Origin of the sequence: Treponema bryantii (assembly GCF_036492245.1) — a bacterium.
GTDB lineage: Bacteria > Spirochaetota > Spirochaetia > Treponematales > Treponemataceae > Treponema_D > Treponema_D bryantii_C.
Window position 1 is genome coordinate 2533958 of record NZ_AP025286.1, and the last position, 25121, is coordinate 2559078.

Sequence of the window (25121 nt, forward strand, 5' to 3'; positions counted from 1 at the left end):
ATTATTTGTCTAATTCCTTATTATATCTTTCAACCTGTTTGAGAATATCTTCCATAGTAATTCCATTTTTACCGCGGTTTAAGCGGAATGGATTACTCTTTGTCATCTCAATCATAGCATCCTTTGTGAATGGGAACAATTTAGCAAATTCTTCATCAGATAAATCACCAATTGCAGCATAACATGCCTGGTCAAACTCAGGCTTAATAATTGCAGCCATTTCACGGTTACGAAGCATATCGCCCATTGTTGTCTGAGGAGTAATTGTAAAAGCCTTCTTTGAAGTTGAAGTAACATCAACTTCGGCAGTAGCACGAATGTCGCGGCTTGAAGCACCAATGCTGATGATGTATTTTCCAGACGGAGCATACCAGTCATCAATATCGATGTTCCAGAAAGCAAATGAACGGCGGTCCAGCTTGAAAGTAACTTCTTTTGATTCACCAGGCTTAAGATTTACTTTATCAAAGCCCTTAAGTTCTTTTTCAGGACGAACTTCTACGCCGGTTTTATCGCTTACATAAAGCTGAACAACTTCTTTACCTTCAACACTTCCTGTATTTTTAATTGTGATGCTTACTTCTACCCCATCACTATCTTTGAAAGCAGATTTTGAAACCTTAAGATTTGAGTACTCAAAAGTTGTGTAGCTGAGACCGTATCCGAATGGGAAAAGAACAGGCATTTTTCGGCTGTCGTACCAGCGGTAACCTACAAAGATCCCTTCTGAGTAAACACAGGTACGTCCGTTTCCTGGATATGTAAGATAACATGGAGTATCTTCAAGGCGCAGAGGGAAAGTTTCTGCAAGCTTTCCGCTTGGATTTGCCTTTCCAAAAAGAAGATTAACCTGTGCAGTACCAATATTTTCACCACCAAGGTAACATTCAAGAATTGCAGCAACCTTATCTACCCAAGGCATTGCAACAGGCGCACCGTTATGAAGAACTACAACTACGTTCTTGTTTACAGCAGCAAGTTTTTCAATAAGTTCATTCTGAACCTGTGGCATATCAAGAGTTGTACGGTCAGCCCCTTCTGTTTCATAACTTTCAGGGAGACCTGCGAAAACTACTACAGTATCGGCTTCGCGTGCTGCAGCAACTGCTTCATCAGTGAGGGCTGCTGTTGTAGTTACAAAGTCCTCGTTATATCCCTTAACATATTTTACACCAAGTCCAGCTTCGCGGGCTGCATCAACAGCACTTGTCATCTTATAGCATTTAATTTTTGAACTTCCACCGCCACCATAGCGAGGATTTTCAGCAAAACAGCCTGTAAACAGAACCTTTTCTGCAGAAGCTTTGATTGGAAGTACTGCATTATCATTTTTGAGGAGAACACAAGACTCTTCAGCAATTCTTGCAGATTCAGCATGGTCTTTATCCATATCAAAAACGCCGCTCTGCTTATGTTCTGTATAATTCAAAACCATTTCAAGAACATGAGAAACGGCTTCATCAAGTTCTTCCATAGTCAAAGTTCCAGCTTTAACGGCCTGAACAATATCATTGTCTGTATGGCCGCCACTGTAAGGCATTTCAAGGCTCAAATCAGCCTTAATTCCTTTTACACGGTCGTAAACTGCACCCCAGTCTGAAACAACCATTCCCTTAAAGCCCCATTCATCACGAAGAACATCCTTCAAAAGCCATTTATTCTGACTTGAAAGTTCACCGTTGATTGCATTGTAAGAGCACATAATTGTTGTTGGTGCTGAATTCTTTACACAGTTTTCAAAAGCAGGAAGATAGATTTCACGCAGAGTACGCTCGTCTACTTCTTCACTTACAGAGAAACGGTTTGTTTCCTGATTATTTGCAGCAAAATGCTTTACAGAAGTTCCAACATTCTTTGACTGAACGCCTTTTACATAAGCCGCGCCGAGTTCTCCGGCAACATAAGGGTCCTCTGAAAGATATTCAAAATTACGTCCACACAATGGAGAACGCTTAATATTTATAGCAGGACCGAGTACTGTTGAAACATTATAGTTATTAGCTTCTTCTCCAAGAATCTCTCCAAGATTACGAAGAAGATTGCGGTCAAAAGATGAAGCAGTAGCACATCCCGAAGGGAAACTTACTGCAGCACGAGAGTCATTTTCATTTACGCCATTTTCAACCTGAGTACGAAGACCGCTTGGACCATCACTTACCATTACTGATGGAATACCAAGTCTTTCAACTGGCTTTGTACGCCAGAAATCTTTACCGGAACAGAGTCCAGCCTTCTCTTCAAGTGTGAGTTGTGATAATAATTCTTTAATTTTAGTGTCCATAACAATATTTTATCATGACAACACAAAGGATTCAAATATAAGAAAATATTTAATAATTGTACAAAAATGATTAGTAGCGAAATTTCAAGTATTGGTATATTATATAATATATAGAAGAAGGCATTCAAAAATGGTTACCGCACTAGGGCATTCCTTAAGACAAAAAGTCAGAAACTTTTTATACATGATCGGTTATCTCGGCAAACTCATAACCGCATCCTTCTTTTTTGCCAAACGTGGTAAAACCGCACGAAAAATCCTTACAATGCAACTGCTTTTTACATATGTAGAAGCACTTCCTATCTGCTGTTTTCTTGCCGCTGGAATTGGAACTTCTGTCTTTATGATTGGAAATACTTTTCTTACAGCCTTTGGACAGGACAAACTGAAATATGACCTTCTGGTTCTTCTGATTATGAGGGAACTCGGTCCTATTCTGATTGCATTCATCGTTACAGCCCGTTCTGCAACAGCCATCGCTACAGAAATCAGTACTATGGTTGTGCGCCACGAAATAGAAGCTTATATTTCTGTAGGAATTGATCCTATCAGCCATATTGCAGCTCCACGATTTCTTGGCGTTACTTTCTCTCTGTTTTTCCTGAATATTTATTTTTCACTTTTCGGCCTGCTCTGCCCTGCCATCATAATCCAGTTTATTTCTACAACGAGCATTTCCGACTACATCATGAATCTGTTTCTTTCGCTTGATTTGAAAATCATACTGATTTCGATTTTGAAAAGCCTTGTGTTTGGAATGATAATTTCCGGCTCAGCTACACTTTATGGTTTTAATGCCGGACGAGCTTCTACTGAAATTCCTCTGGCGGGACTTCGGGCTGTGAGTAAGGCGTTTCTGTTTATTATAATTGCAGATGCGTTTATTACAACGCTGTCGTATATTTTATAGGAAGACGGGAGTTATTGATGTCGATTTTTAAGATGATAAATGTCTGCTTTGAAGACAACGGTCAGAAAATCATAAACAATATCTCTCACTATATTGAACAAAGTACTGTTACAGCCTTTCTTGGAAAACCGGGAAGCGGAAAGTCGACGGCCCTTAAACTGCTCGCAGGGCTTATTACACCTACTTCGGGAAGCATTACTTTTGAAGATAAAGATATTCACAGCATGACTCACAAACAGAACGAGGCTTTCAGAAAAAGAGCTTCGTTTATGTTTCAGGATTCAGCGCTTTGGGCAAATCAGGATATATACCACAACCTGGAACTTCCGCTTCTGCTGCATTTTCCAGACATGAGTGCGGCAGAACGAAAAGACAGAATTAAAAAGATTACTGAGCTTGTTGAATTTCATAAGCCGTTGATTATCAGGCCGGCATCTCTTTCAATCGGAGAACAGAAAAAGATAAGTTTTGCGCGGGCCTTAATTTGTGAGCCGGAAATTCTCTTTTTAGATGAGCCAACAGAATCAATTGATGAAAAAACAGAAGATCTTTTTATTTCCATTCTTAAGGATTTTATCAGCCAGAATAAAACTGTCATTTACGTAAGTCATGACAATTATTTAATCAATTCATTTCTGTGCGATAAAATCTACTTTGAAGATGGTGAAATTAAAGAAAAGATTCTTCTTGATGATATAAACCAGATAGACGATTATTATGAGGGTGATTTATGAAATTTAAAATTAAGTATGCAGATCAGATTGTTGGTATCCTGAGTCTTCTCGCAATCATTGCGTTAATCTTCATCATCTTTTTAATCGGCTCCACTCAAAAATGGTTTGTTCCAAAACATAATTACTACACTGTAATTTCTTCTGCTTCGAATATCAGCGCAGGAAAATCAATTACCTATAAAGGCTTTGAAATCGGAAAAATCAGAAACTTTACACTGGATGATTCAGACAATGTTATAGTAAATTTTTACATAACAGATGATTACAAAACGAAGGCTGTACATAATTCCATTATAGAAATTCTTACCAGTCCGCTTGGTTCTTCTGTAGTTTTTTATCCGGGAAACAGCATAATTCCACTGGAAGACAATTCCTTTATACCGGAACGTTCAAGTGCTGAAGCCCGAGCTTTAATTAAACAGCGAAAGGTAAGCGTTGTTGAACAGACAGATTCAATCAATACAATTCTTGCAATGGCCACTACCCTTGTAGGCGATATTGATACTCTTGTAAAACAAATCAATATTGCACTGGAAGGAAAGGAACAGACTCCTCTGACAAACACACTCAGACAGGTTAATGCAATTCTTGAAAACATAAATACAATCACTGCCGATACTTCTGGTCTGGTGCCAAAACTGCTTGAAGATGAAAATGCAAAAGGTTCTATAGCAAACGTTCTTTTACAGCTTGATACTACAATGGGTGATATCAATTCAATCACCTCTTCTGTAGAAGGAAACATGCCGGGCATTTCAATTCTGATTTCACAGATGCAGACACTTTTAAAACAGATGCAGGATGTAATGGAAGGCTTAAAGAATAATCCTCTTTTAAAGAATGGAATTTCTGAAAAACCGGAAAAAGAAAATGCAGCTCCAAAACTCAGGGAGGATAATTTCTAATGAAAAAAAATCAGCTTACAGCAAGTATCATTTCAGTTTTGTTTTTTTTCACAGCCTGTTCATCTGGTCCAAAACGTCAGATGTCTATAACAACTATTCAAGATTCCTGCAAACATTCCATTGAATCTGCTAATGCCTGTATTTTAAACGGTAACTACCAGCAGGCAGAAGAAATTCTTGCACGTGCACGAACTCAGGCACTTTCCATCGACAATTATGATTTGTTGCTTTCGGTTTCTCTTGCCCATGTGAGTCTGTACCTTTCCTATAATCCGCCTGAAATTGAAAAGGCAAGACTGTATGTTGAAAACGCTTATGAACTCGTACCAAGCACAACAAAACGAAAGGAAAGTGAACTTCTTTGTGCTATGGGAGAAGCAAGAATTCTTATTGCAGAAAATGCAGTTCAGGAAAATTTCAAAACAATTATAGATAAAATTGATGATGCAAAAAAAGTATTCAAAGACAGTCCGTATAATCATGCTCAGTGTGACAGTATTCTTGGTGATGTTTACAGACTTGCAGGAAGATATAAAGAAGCAGATAAAATCTATAATGAAGCTGCAAAACTTTTTACAGACCAGCGCTATCTTTCTGAAATAGGAATTACCTGGTATAAAATTGCACAGAATCAGTCTCAGTCTGGAAATCAGAAAGGTGCCCTTGAAGCTCTTAATACTGCAATTCACTATGACCGCCTTGCTGAAAATTCAATGGCACTTGGAGCTGATTATTACATAAAGGCTGTTATTCTTTTAAAAGGAAAACCTACAGAAGCAAACAGAGCCGAAGCAAAAAAAGCCCTGCTGCATTCTGCAGAAATTTATACGGCTGCTAATCTGGAAGAACTTGCTTCTAAAAGTCTGGAGCTATTCCTAACTATTGAATAAACTCCATAACCTGTGATTCAAGCACAGATTCAAGTTCATCATCCAGAAGCTCAAAGAAATCATATCCAGTATTTTCTTCTATATAATCTACACTGCAAAGATATTGCTGCCAGCTTCCGTTTTTACCACACCCCTTCTCATTCGGAACACATACAGCAATAATTTGGGTATCAGCAGAAACACGAGAAAGGTCCTCTTCTCCTTCATCAAGAATCAGAAGCACTTTCCAGGTAAATGCCGGAACTGTAATAGAGAGTTCTGTCCCATCTTTTTTCGTAACAGGAATCGCTTCAAAATACCCTTTATCTCCAGTTCCGCCAGCGCCTAATGGCCCTGCAAAAATATAAACTTCTTTACCCTGCAAAACCAGTTCGCGCTCGTACTTTTCCAGAGCCACCCATACAATGCGGTTATTGTCCGGAGACTGCGGAACCATATTCGTCATAAGAAAAGTCATTGAATTATCTTCTGTATTTGCAGTTCGGTCTGCTGAAGGACAAAGATGTCCGCGGTCAAAGCCGTAAGCCGGAAACTTGTAATCCTGCTTGCGAACTGCATACCATTCTGATGGAAGTTCTTTATCTGGACGGAAGGTATCGGCACGGTCTGCATCTCCAAGATCATCGCGACAAAGATGCCAGGCCACCCAGTTAGGATTCAGAGTTGAAGTATTATAGCTGAGCGTAAACTGCGGTCTCTCCATCAGATAGTTTTTATCTGACTCAATGGAAGGCATTGAGTCAGAAGGATTCCCAAAATATAAAGGAGAGTTTTCTGAGTAGCCTACATCAAGAGATGGATCTGAACATTCCTGACTGAAGGCTACACCAGCAAATACAAGAAGTGTAATAATCAGAGAAAATATTTTCTTATTTGATTTCTTCTGCTTCATTCTATTTTAATTCTATTCCTTCTGATTCCGGGCCAACTACAGCAAACCAGCGGGCTGGCTGCTCAATCCAGTACTTATTAAAAACACGAAGAACATCATCTTCTGTTACTGCATGGATTTTATCTACCATAGAAGTATACGCATCCATATCATTATAATCTATAAGTGCAGAACAAACCATAGCGGCTCTTCCACCAGTATTTGTTGCAGAACTATAAATAGAATTGACGAGAGTATTCTTTGTACCAGGCAGAACTTCTGAAATAGGAGCAAACTCATATGATCCATCATCATTTATTTTTGAAACATATTTTCCAGAAGCCATGATAGTACGAGCCTCTTCTGCACATTTCTGGAAATCATTCAGGTTAGAAATCATATAAAAGAATTCCAAACCATAACCTGCTGCAGAGCCATTTATATAAGATCCTGTAGAATAGCAGGTTCCATATTTTGAGCGGACAATATTGAACATTGTTTTACTGTAAATACTTGCCGCAAGATCCGCTGCAAAATAATCTTCGCTTGTATTCGAAGGAGTCTGGAAAGCACATGCTGCATAACCAGTACCAGCTGCAGCCTGATTTGTCAAAATTACAGGATTTCCTGAAATAACAACATCTTTTACTTCAACTTCCGGAAGCGGAGTATTTAATGCTTTTATTGTACCAAGGCTGGAATTAAGCTGCTCTACAAGTTCTTCCGGATTCATTTTAGTAATTGCTATTACACAAATACGGCGAGAATCCAAAACTGTTTTATGTAGTTTTTTCATTTCAGAAATTGTGATATTCTTCAATGAATCTGGAGTTGGACCTGTTGAAGTTTCATACGGATGTCCTTTATAAATATTGTCAGAAACAGTTCTTTTCAATAATGACCATGGATCATTGTATGTTGACTGAATTTCCTGTGAGAACTCTTTCATCATCATGTCATAAACCTGCTTTGGATAAACAGGATTCATAAAACCATCAGTCAGAACAGGAAGCAGCTCTTTGAGATAATAATTAGCACACTGCAATGAAATAACACTTGCATTATTCATATCTGTGCAGAAGATTCCAGAAGTCTTTTCATAAAAAATCTGCATTCTCTTATAATAATTATATTTACCTGAACCTCGTGACATCATTAAAAACAGCGCTTTTTCAAGACCAGACAGTTCAGGCTTAAGCCAGGTACGACCGCCCTTTACAACAATAGAAACATCATCTATTGAGTTTTCATTATTTTCTATATAATACACAGGAATTCCATTCTTCAAAGAATATTCTTTTATATCTTTTGAAGAAGGAGTTGCAAATGCATTTCCTGCAAATAAAACACAGCATAAAGCTGTAAATAAGATCTTTATTTTTTTCATTTACTTACTCCACCAGAATGCATTTTCAGCTGTTATCTGAACAAAACCAGCCTCATCAAACTCGGCTTTTGTCTTTTCATAAACTGCAGGATTTACCAGAACAAATACAACAGGATTTCTGCTGTAAACATATTTCTTCAGATACTCATCAATATCTTTCTTTTCAATTGTTTTAAAATTTTCTGAGCGATTCAGATAATAATCACTTGTAGCATAAGCCCAGTAATAAGAAAGTGTTGAAATAAGAGAATCTGCAGTTTCTGTTTCCCATGCCTGATTATCTTTTAGAGTCTGAAGCAGAAGCTCTCGTTTTTCCTTAGTTTCAAGAGATTTGTCTTTTTCAATTGCAGGAAAAGCTTTTTTAGTTACAGTCTCATAATAATCTTTTGCACGCTGAGGCATATTTTTTTCAGGATTATTAGCCATAGCATTAAAAGTCATAATACCATGATGGCGATATACCTGATATCCACCCCAGATATATGAGCTGTCCGGAATCTGAAGTTTTTTATTCTTCATAATAGTTTTTGTATAAGCACCATTAGGATCACGCATTATCTGAGAAAGAGTCTCACCTACAGCGACATCCTTTATATCAAAATCAGAATCAGTTCCATGAATGGCAATTTGAATCTGTGCAAGCTGAGGAGAAATTTCATTATGAGGAATTACACAATATAAAGGAGCATCCAAAGGATTTGCAGCATAAGGTTCACCAGCCTCTGCCCATGGATCAGGTCCTCTATTCCAATTTCCATACACCTTCTTTACAAGTTCATAAGCTTCATCAGGATTTACATCACCACCAACAAAAACTGCTGCATTATTTGGAATGTAGTATTTATTCTGAATTTCGCGAAGCTGTTCAACTGTTGCATTCTGAATATTTTCTACAGGACCACATGGGTCAAAAGTCCATGGAGCTTCCGGGAAAAGACTTTTTACAGAAAAATAAAAAATCTGCTCAGATGGCTGACTATAATATCCCTGTATTTCAGAAATAACAACTTTCTTTTCATCTTCAAATTCTTTCGGATCCATAAGAGGTTCACGGATTGCATAACTCCAGAATTCAAGGCCATTCTCAAACTGATCTACAGGAACTGTAATAAAATAATTAACACGGTCAACCGAAGTTATACCGTTCCAGTCTGATACTCCCATGTTATTAAGGGCTGTCTGCATAGCCTGGCTGTTAGCATATTTTGAGTTACCCTTAAACATCATGTGTTCGTACAAATGAAAGAGGCCCGCATTTTCTTTTGTCTGAGCAATAGAACCAGCGCGAACTGCAATTTCAATATTAACAAGCGGTGCAGAGTGATTTTCTGCAACAAAAACCGACAAACCGTTCTCGAGCTTGTAATAATACAAATGCTCAATTGATGTTTCTTCTGCAAAGAGCTGAAGAATTGAGAAGATGATCAGCACAACTAAGGCTGACTTTTTTTTAAATCGTGTTTTCATAAATTCACTTCCTTACAAACAAATTTTTACACTACTGTATTATTTGTATAATACAGTAGTACAATTAACATATCAATATACTATAATGACAGTTTGAAGTCACTTTAGTTACATATTTTTTGAATAATCTGTATAATGGCAAAAAATCGATAATTACACGGAGTAAACCTTGAACATTCTTTCCATAAATAATCTGGCAAAAATCGGGCGTGAAAAACCGCTTTTTACAGGAGTAACCTTTGGTATTCAGGAAGGTGAAAAAGCAGCCCTGATTGGCCGGAACGGAACTGGAAAGTCTACCCTGCTCGCTACAATAGCCGGCGTTCTTGTACCAGATGAAGGAACTGTAGTTATAAATAAAGAGGCCGGAGTTTCTTACCTGCCACAGACTCCATCTTTTAATCCGGACGATACAATCCGTGAACATATTTTTAAGAACAATTCTCCAAAGCTTGCGGTAATCCGTGAGTATGAGGAAATCTGCGAGGAGATGGGGACTAAAGAACAGTCCGCAGGCCTTCAGACCCGTTACGAGCAGATTATGCACAAAATGGACAGCGGCGACCTCTGGAATTACGAAGCTCAGATCAGTTCAATTTTAAGCACACTCGGAATTACAGATATGACCCGCCGCATGGGAACACTTTCCGGCGGAATGTGTAAAAAAGTTGCACTCGCTCAGGTACTCGTAGAAGATACAAAACTTCTGCTCCTCGACGAGCCTACAAACCACCTCGACATCACAACAATTTTCTGGCTCCAGAATTACCTGCACGATACAAAACGCTCCATTCTCATGGTTACCCACGACCGCTGGTTCTTAGACGCTGTTTGTACAAATATCTACGAGCTCGCACGCAACAAACTCAAGCTCTACGTTGGTAACTACAGCCAGTACCTCGAGAAAAAAGAAACCGAAGCTGAGATAGAAGCAAACACCGAACGCCGCATAGAGTCCGTTCTCCGCTTTGAACGCGAGTGGCTTCTGCGTGGTCCGTGTGCCCGCGGTACAAAAATTAAAGCCCGCATCCAGCGCGACGAGCAGCTCATAAACCGCGAAAAGTTTCAGGCCGATAAGGGTTTTACCTTTGAGGTTAAAGGAAAAAGGCTCGGTGGCAAAGTACTCGAACTTCACGGCATTTCAAAGAATTATCCAAAAGGTTATGTAGGAACAAATGAAGGGGAAAGCCTTCCCCTCGCTCCAGCCGCGTCTTCCGCTACCCCTTCTAACGGGGGACACCCCCGTAACGCCCCCGAGTATGTTCCGGTTATAAAGAACTTCTCCTATATCTTTACAAAGGGACAGAAAATAGGAATTTTCGGCGACAACGGTTCTGGTAAATCAACCTTCCTTAATATTATAACCGGTCAGATTGCTCCGGACAGTGGAACTGTAGTTGTCGGAGAAAACACAAAGTTCGGCTACTACACACAGAACCCGGTTTTCAAAAATACAAATCTCACCGTACTTGAATACATAAAAGAAACCGCCGAACATATGACACTCAACGACGGCAAAAAAGAAGTGAGCGCTACAAAGTTCCTTGAAGAATTCGGATTTGAAGGAAAGATTCAGCACAGCCCGGTAAGCACACTCAGCGGTGGTGAGCGCAAGAGACTTTATCTTGTAAGACTTCTTCTTGAAAACCCAAACTTCCTCGTCCTCGACGAACCTACAAACGACTTTGATATTTTTACAATGAATATTCTCGAGCAGTTCCTCGAAGGTTATCAGGGATGTCTGCTGCTCGTCAGCCACGACCGCTATTTTATGGACAAAACCGTAGACAGTCTTTTCATCATGGAAGAAGACGGAAATATCAGCGGCTTTGTTGGAAAATGTTCGGAGTATATTGATTACCGCGAAGAAAAACGAAAAGAAGAAAAAGAAGATTCGTCACGAACTTCAGCCAACTCAACTGCCGGGGGCGTTGCGGGGGTGTCCCCCGCTGGAGAGGGTGGCGAGCAACGAAGTGCGAGCCAGGGGGAGACTTCCCCCTCTTCTCAAAAGAAAAAACTTTCTTTCAAGGAACAAAAAGAATTCGAACAGTTGAACGAAGAAATCCCGGCGCTCGAAGCAGAACAAAAATCGCTTGAAGAAAAAATGGCCTCAAGCGATTTTGAAAAAGTCCGCGTTGCCGGAGAACGCTATAAAGAAATCGAAGCGCTGCTCGAAGAAAAGTATCCGCGCTGGGAAGAACTGGCAGAGCGGGCTTAACACTCCGAACACGCCGCTTTTACATCTGCAAGAGTGAACTCTGCGCGTCCTTCCTGTCCGGCACGTAAAGCGGCGCCGTTCAGTACGCTTTCAATTTTCGCACAGGAATATCCGTTGAACAGACGGGCAAGCACATCCGCAGTACACTCTGCTGCCGGCGCCTTCCCGCGTGTATACATTTCTACCAGCTTACGGCGGGCTGCCTCATCAGGATAAGGAACAGTGAGTTTTGCATCAAAACGGCCCGGGCGAATAAGAGCCGGGTCCAGCGCTTTAATGCTGTTTGTTGCAGCAATTACAAGTACACCATTCGAAGCTTCAAAACCGTCGAGTTCATTAAGAAGCGCTGTAACGATTCGTGTATTTTCAGTTTCAAGTGCTGAACCGTTGTAATTTCTGATTGTACCGATACCATCAAACTCATCAATAAAAACAATACAAGGAGCGCGACGGCGGGCCTTCTTAAAAAGCAGCTTTACCTTAAGCGGACCAATTGCCATGAACATACTTTCAAAATCAGTTGCTTTGGCAGGAATGAAATTTATTCGGGCCTCACCAGCAAGAGCCTTTGCAAAAAGAGTTTTTCCGTTTCCAGGTTCGCCTTCAAGAAGAATTCCCTTTGGCATACGAATTCCCTTCTTTGCATACTCAGCAGGCTTTTTCATAATCTCCATTACCTGCACCATATCGCGCTTAAGTTTATCCATACCGACAACGTCATCAAACTTTACGCCTGTTTTATGAACAACCTTAAAGGTATTCGGACTTATAAATTTTCTGAAGGCAATAAAAATCACACCAAAGAAAAAGAGGTAGAAAATCAAATCAAAAATCAAAGAAAGAATTTCTGTACCATCTTTAGCAACAGTCACCTCAATTGCACGCTTCATCAGTTCTTCCTGTAAAACAGGCGAATTAGGATTCTGTGTCTTAAACTTTTCCGAGTTGGTCTTAACTGAAAAATGAATTGTATTTCCTTCAAATTTTACAGAAGAAACATCTCCAGCTTCAACACACTGCCAGAAATCAACATACGAAACATTCTCTTCTTTATTATCAAAATAATTCCATGCAAAATAACCGGCACAGCACAAAACTGCCGCAATCAAAATCACAAAAAATCTAACATTTATTTTCTTCATATATAAAATATATAAATTCGCAGTAAAAAAATAAAGTAAATTGCCACCGAAAAGCTTAAAACATGTTATACTATATACGAGGGGCTTTTGATGAAAAACGTTTATACTTCATGGGATCTTGATCTTCTTGCAGATAAATTAACTGAACAAATCATGGAAAACTGGAAAACTCCTTTCAGTTCTCCGGCAGTCGTTTTTACTGACCCGAAGACAGAGCAGTGGTTCAAGCTTCACTGGCTCAAAAACAAGGGCACCGGCAATTCCATTCTGATGAATCTCAAAACCCTCCGAATCCAGCAGTTTCTTTTTGATCTGGTAACTCCTCAAAGCACTGAAGCCCATAGCGTTGAAAAGCTTTCTGTAGAACTTCTGCGTGATGTCATTATTAAAAAGCTCACAGAAAAAAATGCCGCAGGAAAATATTATTTTCAGACTCTTAACGCTCCAGAAGTTGAAACTTATATCACCGGCGGTTCTTCTGCAATCAACGCAAATCATCTTTATGATTTTTCTGAAACAATCGCCAGCCTTTTTATGGATTATGAAGATGTCCGACCAGATACATTGAATGAAGTACTTGAAAAATCTCACTGGCAGAAAAAGCTTTATGATGAAGTAATTGGAACTGATGGAATTAAAATCAAAGATACCCGATATTTAACACTTTATCAGCTTGCTGAACAGAATAAAAAAACAAATAACGGTTCACTTGCTTTTAGCTGGCCGGACGAACGTCCTGTTTTTATTTTCGGTTTCTCCGGACTTGGTCAGATTTACCGCAGCATTCTGAATGACTTTTCAAAAGAGCATACTCTGGAAGTTTTTATCCAGACTTCTGATGATAAAAATCAAGAAAATCAGCTGCTGGAAAAATGGGCAGTTTTTGGCCGGGAGCACCTTCAACTTTGGACAAAGGACACTCCGCCTCACAACCTGGACATCAGCGTCTCACATTCTAAAACCGACACTATCCTCCACCGTATTCAAAAGTCCATCGCAGAAAACTCTACGCTGACAACAGAGCAATATTCCGAAGAAGATAATTCTCTTACCCTCACCGGAGCCCCTACCCGTCTTCGTGAAATTGAAGCAGTTCATTCAAAAATCTGTAAACTGCTGACACAGAATGACGGCACACAACTTGGAGATATTCTCGTTGTTGCGCCTCAAATTCAGGAATATAAAACTGCAATCGAACAGGTATTTGATCAGACTGACCAGTACGCTGCAGATTCAAACTTTCCTTACATTCCATATACAATTGCAGACTTTTCAGGCGAACGGTCACTGACTGCAGAGGCACTTCACATTCTTTTTGGAATTCTCAAAAAAGGCTATCTGTGCCGCTCTGATGTTTTTGAACTTTTGCATAATTATCTTGTGCAGACTGTACGAAATATTTCCGATGAAGAAGTTTCTAACTGGGCAGACTGGGCCACAAATCTGAATATTTACCGCGACCGTGAAAATCATGAAGAATGGCAGAAGGCTAAAAACCGTTTACTACTTGCCCGTCTCACAACAGACCTCACAGAAACTAACGACTGTCAGTTTTTACCTTATGAATCAATGAGCACAGCAGACAGCAATTCTCTTTACAAGTTTATTCAGGTAGTGGATGAACTTGAAGAATGGGCTTCATATTCTGATAAAGAAAAACTAAACATTGACGACATCACTCAGCTTGAAATACTTCTCAAAAACTGGCTGCTTCTCAGCGACAATATTCCGGATGGACTTTACAATGAAAGCCTTGTTTTCCAGAATGTTGTAGAAGAAATTGAACGACAGCGGCTTACCGCTGAACCTGAAGTTTTTTCAGACTGTTTTGCAAACGCTTTATTTGACCGTTCTGCAGCAGTTACACTTCACAGTGCAAATATTTTAACAAAAGGCGTTACCTTCGCAAACTTTGAATCAAACCGCGTCCTCTCAGCAAAGTATATTTTCTTTATGGGACTTGATTCAAAAAGCTTCCCCGGCGTAGACAGTGATAACGAACTTGATCTCAGAAAACTGAACGACGAACGTCAGCCAGGAGACGAATCAATTCCGTTGAAAAACAAAAACGCCTTCCTCTGCCAGCTCATGACTGCACGCGAAGGATTTTTTATCAGCTACGTAAATAAAAATCTTCAGAAAGATGAAGACTTTTTTATGTCTTCTGTTCTTAAGGATTTATTCGAAACAATTTATCCGTTAAACAAAAAATTAAAAAAGCAGATTTACGAAACTCAGATAAATATTGATGAAGACCGTTTCTGGAGCGAGTTGTATACTCAGCGTGAATTCCGTAACAAGAAAAATTTCATCAAACTTCAGGAAAGCGATAACGAAATAACGCAAACCGGAGAACAATCGCAGCACAACGCAATTCCACAAGACTCTGCTCTTGCATCAGACACTGCATCTGCACTTCCAGACCGTATAACAATAGGCCAGATGAAAGCCTTTCTTCAGGAACCGTTTATCTTTATGGTTAATCAGAAACTGAACAACAATTATGATGATGAAGAAAAAGAGCAGCTTGAATTTGAACCTCTGGCACTGAATGCAAAAGTCAGTTCTGATATCAGAAAGTCATATATTCAATCCAGTCTCAAAAATGAAAACACAATTACAGCAGAAAGCATTTCCTTTGAACTGAATATTCATAATGCACTTCCTGATGATTTCTTTGGAGAAAAAGCAGCCGAGATAGTTCTGAAAAACAGCAAAACAATTCTTGAAGCAATACAGGCGTGCTCATTCACCAGCAATCTTGTCTTTAATGAAAATACAATGCTTCTGATTAAGCAGCTTCCAGGCATCACACCAAAAGACTGGTTTATTTCCGGAGAACTTGCCTGGTACAACAAAGATTTTAATCAGACAAAAATTATCAATACTCTTGAGCTTTCAAATTCAGAAAACGTTCTTACCGGTTATATAACTTCACTTCTCCTGCTCGCTTCACAACCAGAAAGCGACACCAGTGAATACAGCATAACCTTGAATGCTGCCGTTCTCTCGGAAGGTCAGGCAAAGATTAAGCATCAGAAATACAAAACCACTCCAGAGTTTGCGCGAGCTATTCTGAACAAAATCTATAATGCAATGTTCATTTCACGGTTTAATAAAAGTGCACCTGCAAAACTTGTTCAGAATGATTTTAAGAAAAATGATGATGAACAGCTTTCGTTCCAGAACTTTAAGAATAAACTTATTGATTCTTATAACAACGGAGAATGGCAGTATTTTTCAAAACGAAAACTTTTTGATTTAGACAAAGACATCGGCTACTCTCATGAAAAATTTGCAGAAGAGTGGCAGACAGCAAAGGCTCATCAGGCAGAACTGATTCAATACATAGCACAGAGTGCTTCGCATATTACAGGCAGGGGAAAATAGAATGGCACTTAAAGAATTTAATTTAGATAATTATTCTGACATTACAGAATCCATGTATATTCAGGCCTCTGCAGGAACCGGAAAAACTTATAACATTACCGGAATCGTAAAAAAGCTCATTGATAAAAAAGTCAGGCTTGAAGAAATACTTGTCGTAACCTATACCGAAAAAGCAGCCGGAGAATTACGCGACCGAATCAGAGCAAAATGTCCTGATGAAGATGTAGACAATGCTGCAATTTTTACAATTCATTCGTTCTGTCAGAAAACTCTCAGTGAATTTTCATTTACTGCAAATCAGTGTGCATCTCTTTCTCTTGTTGATGATGACGCAATTGATGATTTTATTGACCGCTGGATTCGAGACGTACTGAAAAACAATTCAGATTTCAAGCAGCTTTTTGTAGATGCAGAAAAACAATCTACATTCATAAACAATCTTAAAAGAGATTTCAAACAGGCGCTCTCAAAATATTATCTTGATTATCAGCATGATGAAGTTGAAAGCATTGTAAAGCTTGATGAAGACAATTTTATTTTCTTTGAAGATACACCACTCTCTTTTACCACTTTTGAACAGGTTACAGCTCCACAAAGAATAGAAGATCTTTTTATTATCCAGGGCTTTGAAGAAGCCTGGACAGAACTTAATGAAAAGCTTTATGCAAAAAAAGCTGAAGATTTTAAGAACTCGATTTTATCAAATATCAGTGAAAATCACACTTTTGGTTTTGATGGAAGAAGCATACAGGAGAGATGGATTGGAGAAGAAATCGCCGAAGTCTTTCTGTATTTTAAGAATCTAAAAGAGTCATATAAAAAGCTTCTTGAGAAAAGGTCTACGCTTCCACTTAAGAAATTTTATATTTCTCAACTCAAAAATCTTTACACAGCCTGGCAGAAGGAAAAAGAAAACAATAAAATGCAGAGCTACGATGATATGCTCAGAAGTGTACGCGAAGCTGTCTGTCAGCCGGAGTCAGCACTTAAAAAACAGCTTCAGAAAAAATATAAATACGCAATCATCGATGAGTTTCAGGATACAAACCAGAAGCAGTGGGACATTTTCAAAACCGTTTTTATGGAAGATTCAGATCACGTAATTATTGTGGTAGGTGATCCAAAGCAATCTATTTACTCCTTCCAGGGAGCAGATGTAAACGTTTATGAAAATGCCATTAAGGCAATCGCTGCAAATGGCGGCGGAGAATATTATCTTGCCACAAACTACCGTTCAACTGATTCAATGGTAGAAAGATGTAATGATTTATTTCAGACTAAAAATAACAGCACTCCTTTTTTCAGTCTGGATTCCGGAATAACCTTTTCTGATTCAAAACCTTCTCATAAAAAAGCCCCTGCAAAATACTGCGGAAAAATCATAGAGCCGGTATGGATAGCAGGCCGCACTGAACATAGAACGACAGAAGAAGAGTTTGCCACAATTGCCGTTCAGCAGATTATAGACTGCTGTACTTTTGAAAACGGAAAAACAAAACTCCAGGTTTTCGACAAAGATAAGGAAGACGAGACTGGTAACTGTTCTGAACTTCGCAATGTAAGTTTTCATGATTTTGCAATTTTAGTACGTTCTTCATCTGAATATACAGAAATTGAGAGGGCATTAAAAAAAGCCGGTATCCCGTCTCTGCGTTATAAGGATGCAAATCTTTTTGCAGGAAAAGAATGTACTCAATGGATTTCTCTGTTTAATGCAATAACCGCAAAAGATTTTACAGGACAAAAAAGAGCAATTTTAAGTGAAGCTCTTTTTACAGATTTTTTCTGTATTCCACTTGAATCTGTTGAAAACGAAGAATTTGATAATCCTTCCTGCCCACAAAGACAGATCATAATTCAATGGCAGGAACTTGCACGTCAGAGAAAATGGGCAAAGCTTCTTGAAAATATTTTTGAAGTTACAAATATAGAAAACAGACTTTCCGATTTAGGTCAGATGCTGTCGCTTACAAAAATCCGCCAGATTGGAAAATACGCTGTTGATTATCTGTATAAAACCGATAGCTCTCTCGAAGACCTTAGCAAACATCTTCTTCGACTTTCGACCTCATCGGATTCTTCTATTGATGATGGTGACATTGTAGAAAAAGGAACTGATTTTGACTGTGTTCAGCTTATGACAATCCATGCGTCAAAGGGTCTTGAATTCCCGGTTGTTATCGTTCCTGCTGGTTTAAGAGGAAGAAATAAACAGGGACCATGTGCATGGCTTTATCATGATGAAAACAGAAATGCAAAATTGAGTTTCTGTGATTACGGAAAAACGAAATACCAGACAGAAGAAGATTTTGAAAGAGAACGACTTTTCTATGTTGCATACACACGTGCTTCTTCCATTCTTATGCTTCCTGTTTATGATATCTGGCAATCAGAAGGAGACAAGGACGCAAAAGACGGTATTTATAATTTCTTAAATGATAACATAACAGCTCTTTCTGATAAAAAAGATGAAGAAGAAAAAACTCTTACGAGAAGCATTTCAAAAAATGATAAAAAATTTGATGAACTGAAAGAAGATGTTCTGGCAATACTTCAGGAATTCAAAAAATCAAAAGATGAAACAAACGCCGGGCTGATATTAGAACAGGATATCTCAGAAGAAGAACAGTTGGCAGTTACTAAAGAACTCTCGTCAAAAATTCCGACTCTCTCTATTCACAAACATTCCTACTCTTCTCTTTCTCATAAAAAGTCAGCCGCTGAAGACATGACAGAAAATGGTGGACGAGCGGATAAGGAAGGCACAGAAGAACAGAAGGTTTCACTTGCACGCTTTGATCTGGCAGCAAATCCGGTTTCCTACATTGTAATCCCTGACTCAGATTCAGCTTACCCGCCAGCCGCAGCAGCTCCTTACAATTACCCTAAAGGAACAAAACTTGGTATTGCTCTTCATGAAGTTTTCGAAAAAACTGATTTTTCTGCATCACAGGATGATGAGGGACTGCGCCGTCTCATAACGGCCTGCTTCGAGAAGCAGACCTTGAGTATCCCCGAGAACGATCCAGATCAGTGGCTCACATATACAGCCGCCCTCCTGTGGAATACCCTCAACGCAAAACTTCCGGAGATTACCGGCTTCACACAGACCTGCCGCTATTTTAAACTCAGCGAACTCGCAGCCGAAGACCGGATCAGCGAAGCCGAGTTCAACATGAACGCCGACATAATCGCGGGGTCCGACGTCACCACAGACGGCGATATCACCGGTGCACTAAAAAATTACTGCAATGGCTTTATCGACCTCGTATTCAAACGCAATATCGGTGGCAGAGACCTCTACTCCATCCTCGACTGGAAGAGCGACACCTTCGAAGCCGGCGAATATTCCGACGGTACACTTCTCAAGACACACACCGACGACCGCTATTCTATCCAGCGTGTTTTATATTCTTATAGCCTCATCAAATGGCTTGCTTCTTTCTACAGGGATGAGACCGAAGCACAGATATTCGAAAATCATTTCGGCGGAATTTATTACGCTTACGTCCGAGGCTGTCATGCAGACACCTGCAGCGGAATCTATGCACGAACCTGGAACAGCTGGCAGGAACTGGAAAACGCATTTAAGAAAATAATGGGAGCAGAACATGAAAGCAGATAAACAACAACTCAAAGATTTTATCAAAAAACTCTCCGACATGAACTGCATCACTCCCGTCTGGGAAAAAGTTCTTGATGTTCTAATTCAGCTGGAACCCGATGTCAGCTTTGAAGCGCTCGCCGTAATCTGCATTTATTTTTCTCTCCTCGATGACGGCAACATCTGTATTCCATTAGCAGCAGGTAAACTTACAGATAAATGGCAGAAAAAATGGGAAGGACTTCTTTTGCAGGAAGGCAGACTTTCACAAAAGACTGATGATATTAAATATTTTGCAGACCTTATCGCAAAAAGCTTACCACAGATTTCCACAGAAAAACTTCCGAATCTTATTTCATATTCTGACTCTTCAAAACCTTTTATAATCGATTCCGGATGGCTTTTTGCCGCAAAGTATTATAAGGCAAAAATCAATATAGAAAGAAGAATCAGCCTGATAATGCCTCACAACACAATTTCTCCTCTTGAAGAAGAAAAGCAGAATATTCGGGAATACTTTAAGAATCTTACATGCAGCGAAACTCAGCCTCCAATGATCCTTAAAGACGAACAGATAAACGCAATTCTCCGCGGCCTTGATGAAAACCTCATTATCACCGGCGGACCTGGAACCGGTAAGACAACTGTAGTCTGCTATCTTTTGTGGGAGTTTTTTCTTACAAAGGATATCATGAATTATTCTCTGTTCCTTGCAGCCCCAAGCGGAAAAGCCGCAGACCGCATGAAGGAAAGTATTTCTGAGACACTTGCACGATTGAATCTTAATGCAATTCCCGAAGGCCCGCAGCGCACCACAGCTCGTACAGTTTTTGAAAAACTTAACAGTGCCCAGTCTTCAACAATTCATCGTCTTCTCAGTTTTAATCCTTCAACCAACGGCTTCCGCTATAACGCAGAAAATCAGTTTGAAAAGAAATCGATTTTTGTAATTGATGAAGCAAGTATGATTGATATTACTCTCTTCAGTTCTCTTCTCGAAGCAATTCCAGAAGGTGCACGGGTTTTCATTCTTGGAGATAAAGACCAGCTGCCTTCCGTTCAGGCAGGTGCAGTTCTTGGCGAACTCTTAGCAAAAAAGACCAGTAGTGTTGCAGAGCTTAAGCAGTCCAGCCGCTTTAATGACAATTCAGATGTCGGACGGCTTAAAAACGCAATGCAGGAAGATTCCAGTCTCGACAAAAAACTGGCATTTCTTACAAACTGGAACGAGTGGAAAAACAGCCACAGCTTCACGAGCATACCTCAGGGAGATTTCCCGGTTACAACCTTTGTACCAGAGAAAAATTTTACAGAGCGTACAAAACAACTTGAAGAAATAATAACCTCATGGAGCCAGGCTTTTTATGAAAACCTCGTTCAGCAGGCCCACGATGCTTCTGTAGATTTCACTCCTTCAAAACTCAATTCCCTCTGGCAGTCTGCAAGCAAAGCCCGCATTCTCTGTGCAGAACGCAGAGGTCTTCAGGGCGTTGAAACAATCAACAATCAGATTTGTGAGAGTATTATAAAAAAATACAATCTGCCGGCAGACGACGATTACTTTACCGGCCAGCTTCTGATGCTGACAAAGAACCAAGCAATATTCTGTCTTTATAACGGAGACTCTGGAATTGTTGTAGAAAACAACGGGCTAAAATATCTGATGGTGAAAAAGGAAATAAAAAACAGTTCAGACACAGCGGGACAGCAAGCCACTAACGACCGTTCGTTAGTACAACATGGTATTTTTCAGAAGGGCAGTTACATCTTCTACCCTCTTCATCTGCTTCCAAAAGAATCAATTGAAACAGCGTACGCAATTACAATTCATAAATCGCAGGGCTCTGGTTACAAGGCCATTCTTGTACTGCTGCCATCGCTGATAGGACACCCTCTTTTGAACCGGCAGATTGCTTATACTGCAATCACCAGAACAGAGGGAGCTACATATATTTTTGCTGATTACGATACTCTGGAGCACGCCCGACAGACAGTCATCGAGCGCGACACACAGATTCATCTCTAGTTACGTCCGGCAGCCTTGCTTGCCTGCTTCAGCCATTTAGCCTCATCCGCAGTAATCTGCTCTTCAGTTGCACGCCACTTCCAGTTTTCACCAACCGATGACGGGAAGTTCATTCGTGCTTCGTGGCCCAGACCAATAAGATCCTGCATAGTAAGAATGCACACGAAGGCCTTACACTCAAGAGCTGCTTTCATCATTGTTTCACACATCTGGGCTTTATCGGTAAGCTTGAAGTATTTCATTGCGTGGTCGAGTTCAGCCGGGCTAGCCGACTCAACCCAGCCGTTGATCGGATCGTTATCGTGTGAGCCGGTATATACAATGCTGTTCTCAGGAATATTGTGAGGAAGATAAGTATTTGTATCATCTCCACCAAAGGCAAACTGAATCACCTTCATTCCAGGGAAGCCGCAGTCCTTAAGCATTTTATGAACCTTAGGAGTTAGATATCCCAAATCCTCCGCAATAATCGGAACCTTTCCAAGAGCCTTCTCTACTTCCTTGAATAAATCAACTCCAGGTCCTTTACGCCACTTACCATTCTTAGCATCTTCCGCACCATACTTTATACAATAGAAAGATTCAAAACCGCGGAAGTGATCAATACGCAAAATATCATAAATCTCAAGACTGGCCTTAAGTCTCTGCTTCCACCAGCCGTAGCCGTCTTCCTTAAGCTGTTTCCAGTTATAAACCGGATTACCCCAGAGTTGTCCCTTATCGGTAAACGCATCAGGAGGACAACCTGCAACCTCAAGAGGGACTCCCTTCTTGCTAAGCAAAAAGTTTTCCGGATGAGTCCAAACATCAGCACTGTCGGCAGAAACATAAATCGGAATATCACCAATAATCTTTATATCCTTAGAAGCCGCATAAGCACGAAGATCTTTCCACTGCTTAAAGAAGAGATACTGAAGCATCTTGTAATATTCCATGCGGCGGGCGCACTTCTTTTTCCAGTCAGCCACAGCTTTTTCTTCACGAAGGCGGATATCCTTTTCCCAGTCCATAAAAGAAGCACCATTGTGAGCATCCTTTACAGCCATAAACAGGGCAAAATCCTCAAGCCAGAATTTATTCTTACGGCAGAAAGCCTTGTAATCCTCTGGAGTTTTCTTTTCAAAATTATCCTGAAGTTTTGCAAACAGCTCGTTACGCTTTACATAAAGAAGACCGAAGTCTGCACAGGTCGGATCAGCACCCCAGTCAATTCCATCGTAGTCTTTTTTTGAGAGAAGTCCGTCCTTTTTAAGTAAATCAAAATCTATAAAATAAGGATTTCCTGCAAAGGTAGAAAAGCTCTGATAAGGAGAGTTACCATAACCGGTAGGACAAACCGGCAGAATCTGCCAGTAGCTCTGCCCTGCTTTCGCAAGGAAATCTATAAACTTATATGCATTTTTACCAAGGGTACCGATTCCAAAAGGTCCAGGAAGCGAAGAAATATGCATCAGCACACCGCTTCCACGTTTTTTAAACTGTGTTACGTTTGATTTAGCCATATTTCAAGTATACATCACTTTTCCAAATTCGCAAGCAATGACATAGATAGAATGACACTCTTTTGTAAACTCGGTATAATCATTTCACTATGTTTAAACCAGAGTTACTTAATTCGCTCAAGACTTATAATTCAAAGACTTTTGTGAGCGATCTCATCGCCGGTGTTATCGTCGGCATCGTTGCCCTTCCACTTGCAATCGCATTTGCCATTGCATCGGGAGTGAATCCTGCTGCGGGACTTTTTACCGCAATTATCGCAGGTTTTTGTATTTCTGCATTTGGCGGAAGCCGCGTTCAGATTGGCGGTCCTACAGGTGCCTTTGCAGTAATCGTTTACGGAGTAGTTGCTCAGTACGGGCTATCAGGACTTGCCACAGCAACCGTTATGGCCGGAATCATTCTGATTCTTCTCGGCGCTTTTAAGATGGGTGGTCTTGTAAAGTTTATTCCTTACACAATCGTTACAGGCTTTACAGCAGGTATTGCAGTTACAATTGCAGCAGGCCAGCTCGGAGACTTCTTCGGACTCCGCCCGGACTTCTCAACTCCAATGATGATTCTTGGAGAAGAGTATTCAAAGATGCCAGGTGATTTCCTTCCAAAAATCATCGTATACATCCGCTCAGCTGCATCAATCAACGTTTACTCAACAATCATGGCAGCAGTTTGTCTCGCCTTTATCTTCATCTGGTCTAAGTTTATCAAGAAGATTCCTGGAAGTTTTGTTGTAATCATTCTTGCAACAGTTGTAAGTATCATCCTTGAAAAAACTGCAGGACTTCACACAGACACAATCGGAAAGTTTGCAGACGGCTCACAGCACTTTGTAATTCCAAATACACTTCCAAAGCCACAGCTTCCAGCCCTCAGCATCAAGACAATCACAACACTCTTCCCTACAGCAATTTCTATCGCAGTTCTTGCCGCAATTGAGTCTCTTCTTTCTGCTGTAGTTGCAGACGGTATGATTGGTTCTAAGCATGATTCAAACACAGAGCTTATTGCACAGGGTATCGCAAATATCGCGAGCCCTCTCTTCGGTGGAATCCCAGCTACAGGTGCTATTGCCCGTACAGCTACAAATATCAAGAACGGTGGAAAAACTCCGATTGCCGGAATCATCCACGCAATCACACTTTTGATTATTCTTCTGTTTGCAGGAAAATATGCCGCTTACATTCCAATGGCAGCCCTCGCAGCAGTACTTATCAATGTTGCATGGAATATGGCAGGCTTCCCTGCAATCCGCGCACTTCTTAAAGGTCAGAAATCAGATATCTGTGTTTTTGTTGTAACATTCCTTATTACAGTATTTGTAGACCTTACAGTTGCTATTGAAGTTGGACTTGGCTTTGCTGCCTTCTTCTTCATCAAGAAGATGATTGATCTTTCTGAAGTTCAGAATCAGAGAGAAACACTTACCGGCGGTATCAAGGTTGATCAGCCGGAAGAAAACCTCGACATTCCACCTCAGACTTTTGTTTACGAAATTGAAGGACCACTCTTCTTCGGTACAGTACGCAAGTTCGAGCTTGCAACAGAACGCGCACGCACAGACTGTAAGTATCTCGTACTCCGCATGAGAAACACAATTTATCTTGATGCCGGTGGAATTAAGGCTCTTGAACAGTGTAAGGCCGCATGTGACCGCAAGGGAATTACAATCGTAATCAGCGGTATTCACACACAGCCTTACTTACTGCTTGAAAAAACAGGAATGGCAGACACACTCGGCCGTGAAAATATCTTCGATAATATCACAGCCGCACTTGATCGCTGCCGAAAATAATTAA

At 40.2% G+C, this 25121-nt stretch carries 15 protein-coding genes; 9 read left to right on the forward strand and 6 right to left on the reverse strand.

Annotation, left to right across the window (positions count from 1 at the left end):
- Position 1: 1 nt before the first annotated feature.
- Positions 2 to 2281, reverse strand: a complete 2280-nt coding sequence (locus tag AABJ44_RS11195) for a glycoside hydrolase family 3 C-terminal domain-containing protein (protein WP_338369151.1) — start codon at positions 2279 to 2281, stop codon at positions 2 to 4.
- 130 nt (positions 2282 to 2411) lie between these two features.
- Between AABJ44_RS11195 and AABJ44_RS11200 the strand changes: the two genes are divergently transcribed.
- From AABJ44_RS11200 to AABJ44_RS11215, 4 genes are read left to right on the forward strand one after another with little or no spacing between them, the layout of a single operon-like run.
- Positions 2412 to 3191, forward strand: coding sequence for an ABC transporter permease (locus AABJ44_RS11200; protein ID WP_074642479.1), 780 nt, complete (start codon positions 2412 to 2414; stop codon positions 3189 to 3191).
- 17 nt (positions 3192 to 3208) lie between these two features.
- Positions 3209 to 3925, forward strand: a complete 717-nt coding sequence (locus AABJ44_RS11205) for an ATP-binding cassette domain-containing protein (RefSeq protein WP_338369152.1) — start codon at positions 3209 to 3211, stop codon at positions 3923 to 3925.
- On the forward strand, positions 3922 to 4830 hold the full coding sequence (locus tag AABJ44_RS11210; RefSeq protein ID WP_338369153.1) for an MlaD family protein: 909 nt from the start codon (positions 3922 to 3924) through the stop codon (positions 4828 to 4830). Before AABJ44_RS11205 ends, AABJ44_RS11210 begins: the two co-directional genes overlap by 4 nt.
- Complete coding sequence (locus tag AABJ44_RS11215) at positions 4830 to 5720, forward strand: tetratricopeptide repeat protein (protein WP_338369154.1); 891 nt, start codon at positions 4830 to 4832, stop codon at positions 5718 to 5720. Before AABJ44_RS11210 ends, AABJ44_RS11215 begins: the two co-directional genes overlap by 1 nt.
- Here AABJ44_RS11215 and AABJ44_RS11220 read toward each other — a convergent pair.
- Genes AABJ44_RS11220 through AABJ44_RS11230 form a run of 3 tightly spaced genes read right to left on the reverse strand, consistent with a single transcriptional unit; the run spans position 5710 to position 9445 of the window.
- Entirely contained in the window at positions 5710 to 6612 is a 903-nt protein-coding gene (locus AABJ44_RS11220) for a DNA/RNA non-specific endonuclease (RefSeq protein WP_074642470.1), read from the reverse strand. The genes AABJ44_RS11215 and AABJ44_RS11220 overlap by 11 nt on opposite strands.
- A gap of 1 nt (position 6613) precedes the next feature.
- The gene (locus tag AABJ44_RS11225; protein ID WP_338369155.1) at positions 6614 to 7978 is read right to left on the reverse strand and encodes a M16 family metallopeptidase; all 1365 of its coding nucleotides are present in this window, start codon (positions 7976 to 7978) and stop codon (positions 6614 to 6616) included.
- Entirely contained in the window at positions 7979 to 9445 is a 1467-nt protein-coding gene (locus AABJ44_RS11230) for a M16 family metallopeptidase (protein WP_338369156.1), read from the reverse strand.
- Positions 9446 to 9614: 169 nt separating this feature from the next.
- Here AABJ44_RS11230 and AABJ44_RS11235 point away from each other — a divergent pair, with 169 nt between their 5' ends.
- Positions 9615 to 11663 carry an ABC-F family ATP-binding cassette domain-containing protein gene (locus AABJ44_RS11235; protein WP_338369157.1) on the forward strand — a complete coding sequence of 683 codons (2049 nt, stop codon included), beginning with the start codon at positions 9615 to 9617 and terminating at the stop codon, positions 11661 to 11663.
- Here AABJ44_RS11235 and AABJ44_RS11240 read toward each other — a convergent pair.
- A complete protein-coding gene (locus AABJ44_RS11240) occupies positions 11660 to 12805 on the reverse strand; it encodes an ATP-dependent metallopeptidase FtsH/Yme1/Tma family protein (protein ID WP_338369158.1) in 1146 nt (381 codons plus the stop codon). The two genes, AABJ44_RS11235 and AABJ44_RS11240, sit on opposite strands and share 4 nt — an antisense overlap.
- 90 nt (positions 12806 to 12895) lie before the next feature.
- Here AABJ44_RS11240 and AABJ44_RS11245 point away from each other — a divergent pair, with 90 nt between their 5' ends.
- Genes AABJ44_RS11245 through AABJ44_RS11255 form a run of 3 tightly spaced genes read left to right on the forward strand, consistent with a single transcriptional unit; the run spans position 12896 to position 21825 of the window.
- Positions 12896 to 16195 (forward strand): exodeoxyribonuclease V subunit gamma, encoded by a 3300-nt coding sequence (locus AABJ44_RS11245; RefSeq protein WP_338369159.1) that lies wholly within the window; start codon positions 12896 to 12898, stop codon positions 16193 to 16195.
- A 1-nt stretch (position 16196) separates the two neighbouring features.
- Positions 16197 to 19820, forward strand: coding sequence for a UvrD-helicase domain-containing protein (locus tag AABJ44_RS11250; RefSeq protein ID WP_338369160.1), 3624 nt, complete (start codon positions 16197 to 16199; stop codon positions 19818 to 19820).
- Positions 19807 to 21825: an ATP-dependent DNA helicase gene (locus AABJ44_RS11255; protein WP_338369161.1), complete on the forward strand. Its 2019-nt coding sequence runs from the start codon at positions 19807 to 19809 to the stop codon at positions 21823 to 21825. Before AABJ44_RS11250 ends, AABJ44_RS11255 begins: the two co-directional genes overlap by 14 nt.
- On the opposite strand, the gene malQ is transcribed toward AABJ44_RS11255, so the two are convergent.
- Positions 21822 to 23327, reverse strand: coding sequence for a 4-alpha-glucanotransferase (gene malQ / locus AABJ44_RS11260; protein ID WP_338369162.1), 1506 nt, complete (start codon positions 23325 to 23327; stop codon positions 21822 to 21824). The genes AABJ44_RS11255 and malQ overlap by 4 nt on opposite strands.
- 89 nt (positions 23328 to 23416) lie before the next feature.
- Here malQ and AABJ44_RS11265 point away from each other — a divergent pair, with 89 nt between their 5' ends.
- Positions 23417 to 25117: a SulP family inorganic anion transporter gene (locus tag AABJ44_RS11265; RefSeq protein WP_338369163.1), complete on the forward strand. Its 1701-nt coding sequence runs from the start codon at positions 23417 to 23419 to the stop codon at positions 25115 to 25117.
- Positions 25118 to 25121: the final 4 nt, after the last annotated feature.

What these genes read in the sequence shown, in the direction of transcription:
- AABJ44_RS11240 (WP_338369158.1), bottom strand. Translation starts at nt 12,805, where the DNA reads ATGAAGAAAATAAATGTTAGATTTTTTGTGATTTTGATTGCGGCAGTT.
- AABJ44_RS11215 (WP_338369154.1), top strand. Translation starts at nt 4,830, where the DNA reads ATGAAAAAAAATCAGCTTACAGCAAGTATCATTTCAGTTTTGTTTTTT.
- AABJ44_RS11205 (WP_338369152.1), top strand. Translation starts at nt 3,209, where the DNA reads ATGTCGATTTTTAAGATGATAAATGTCTGCTTTGAAGACAACGGTCAG.
- malQ (WP_338369162.1), bottom strand. Translation starts at nt 23,327, where the DNA reads ATGGCTAAATCAAACGTAACACAGTTTAAAAAACGTGGAAGCGGTGTG.
- AABJ44_RS11250 (WP_338369160.1), top strand. Translation starts at nt 16,197, where the DNA reads ATGGCACTTAAAGAATTTAATTTAGATAATTATTCTGACATTACAGAA.
- AABJ44_RS11195 (WP_338369151.1), bottom strand. Translation starts at nt 2,281, where the DNA reads ATGGACACTAAAATTAAAGAATTATTATCACAACTCACACTTGAAGAG.
- AABJ44_RS11210 (WP_338369153.1), top strand. Translation starts at nt 3,922, where the DNA reads ATGAAATTTAAAATTAAGTATGCAGATCAGATTGTTGGTATCCTGAGT.
- AABJ44_RS11200 (WP_074642479.1), top strand. Translation starts at nt 2,412, where the DNA reads ATGGTTACCGCACTAGGGCATTCCTTAAGACAAAAAGTCAGAAACTTT.
- AABJ44_RS11225 (WP_338369155.1), bottom strand. Translation starts at nt 7,978, where the DNA reads ATGAAAAAAATAAAGATCTTATTTACAGCTTTATGCTGTGTTTTATTT.
- AABJ44_RS11220 (WP_074642470.1), bottom strand. Translation starts at nt 6,612, where the DNA reads ATGAAGCAGAAGAAATCAAATAAGAAAATATTTTCTCTGATTATTACA.
- AABJ44_RS11265 (WP_338369163.1), top strand. Translation starts at nt 23,417, where the DNA reads ATGTTTAAACCAGAGTTACTTAATTCGCTCAAGACTTATAATTCAAAG.
- AABJ44_RS11245 (WP_338369159.1), top strand. Translation starts at nt 12,896, where the DNA reads ATGAAAAACGTTTATACTTCATGGGATCTTGATCTTCTTGCAGATAAA.
- AABJ44_RS11255 (WP_338369161.1), top strand. Translation starts at nt 19,807, where the DNA reads ATGAAAGCAGATAAACAACAACTCAAAGATTTTATCAAAAAACTCTCC.
- AABJ44_RS11230 (WP_338369156.1), bottom strand. Translation starts at nt 9,445, where the DNA reads ATGAAAACACGATTTAAAAAAAAGTCAGCCTTAGTTGTGCTGATCATC.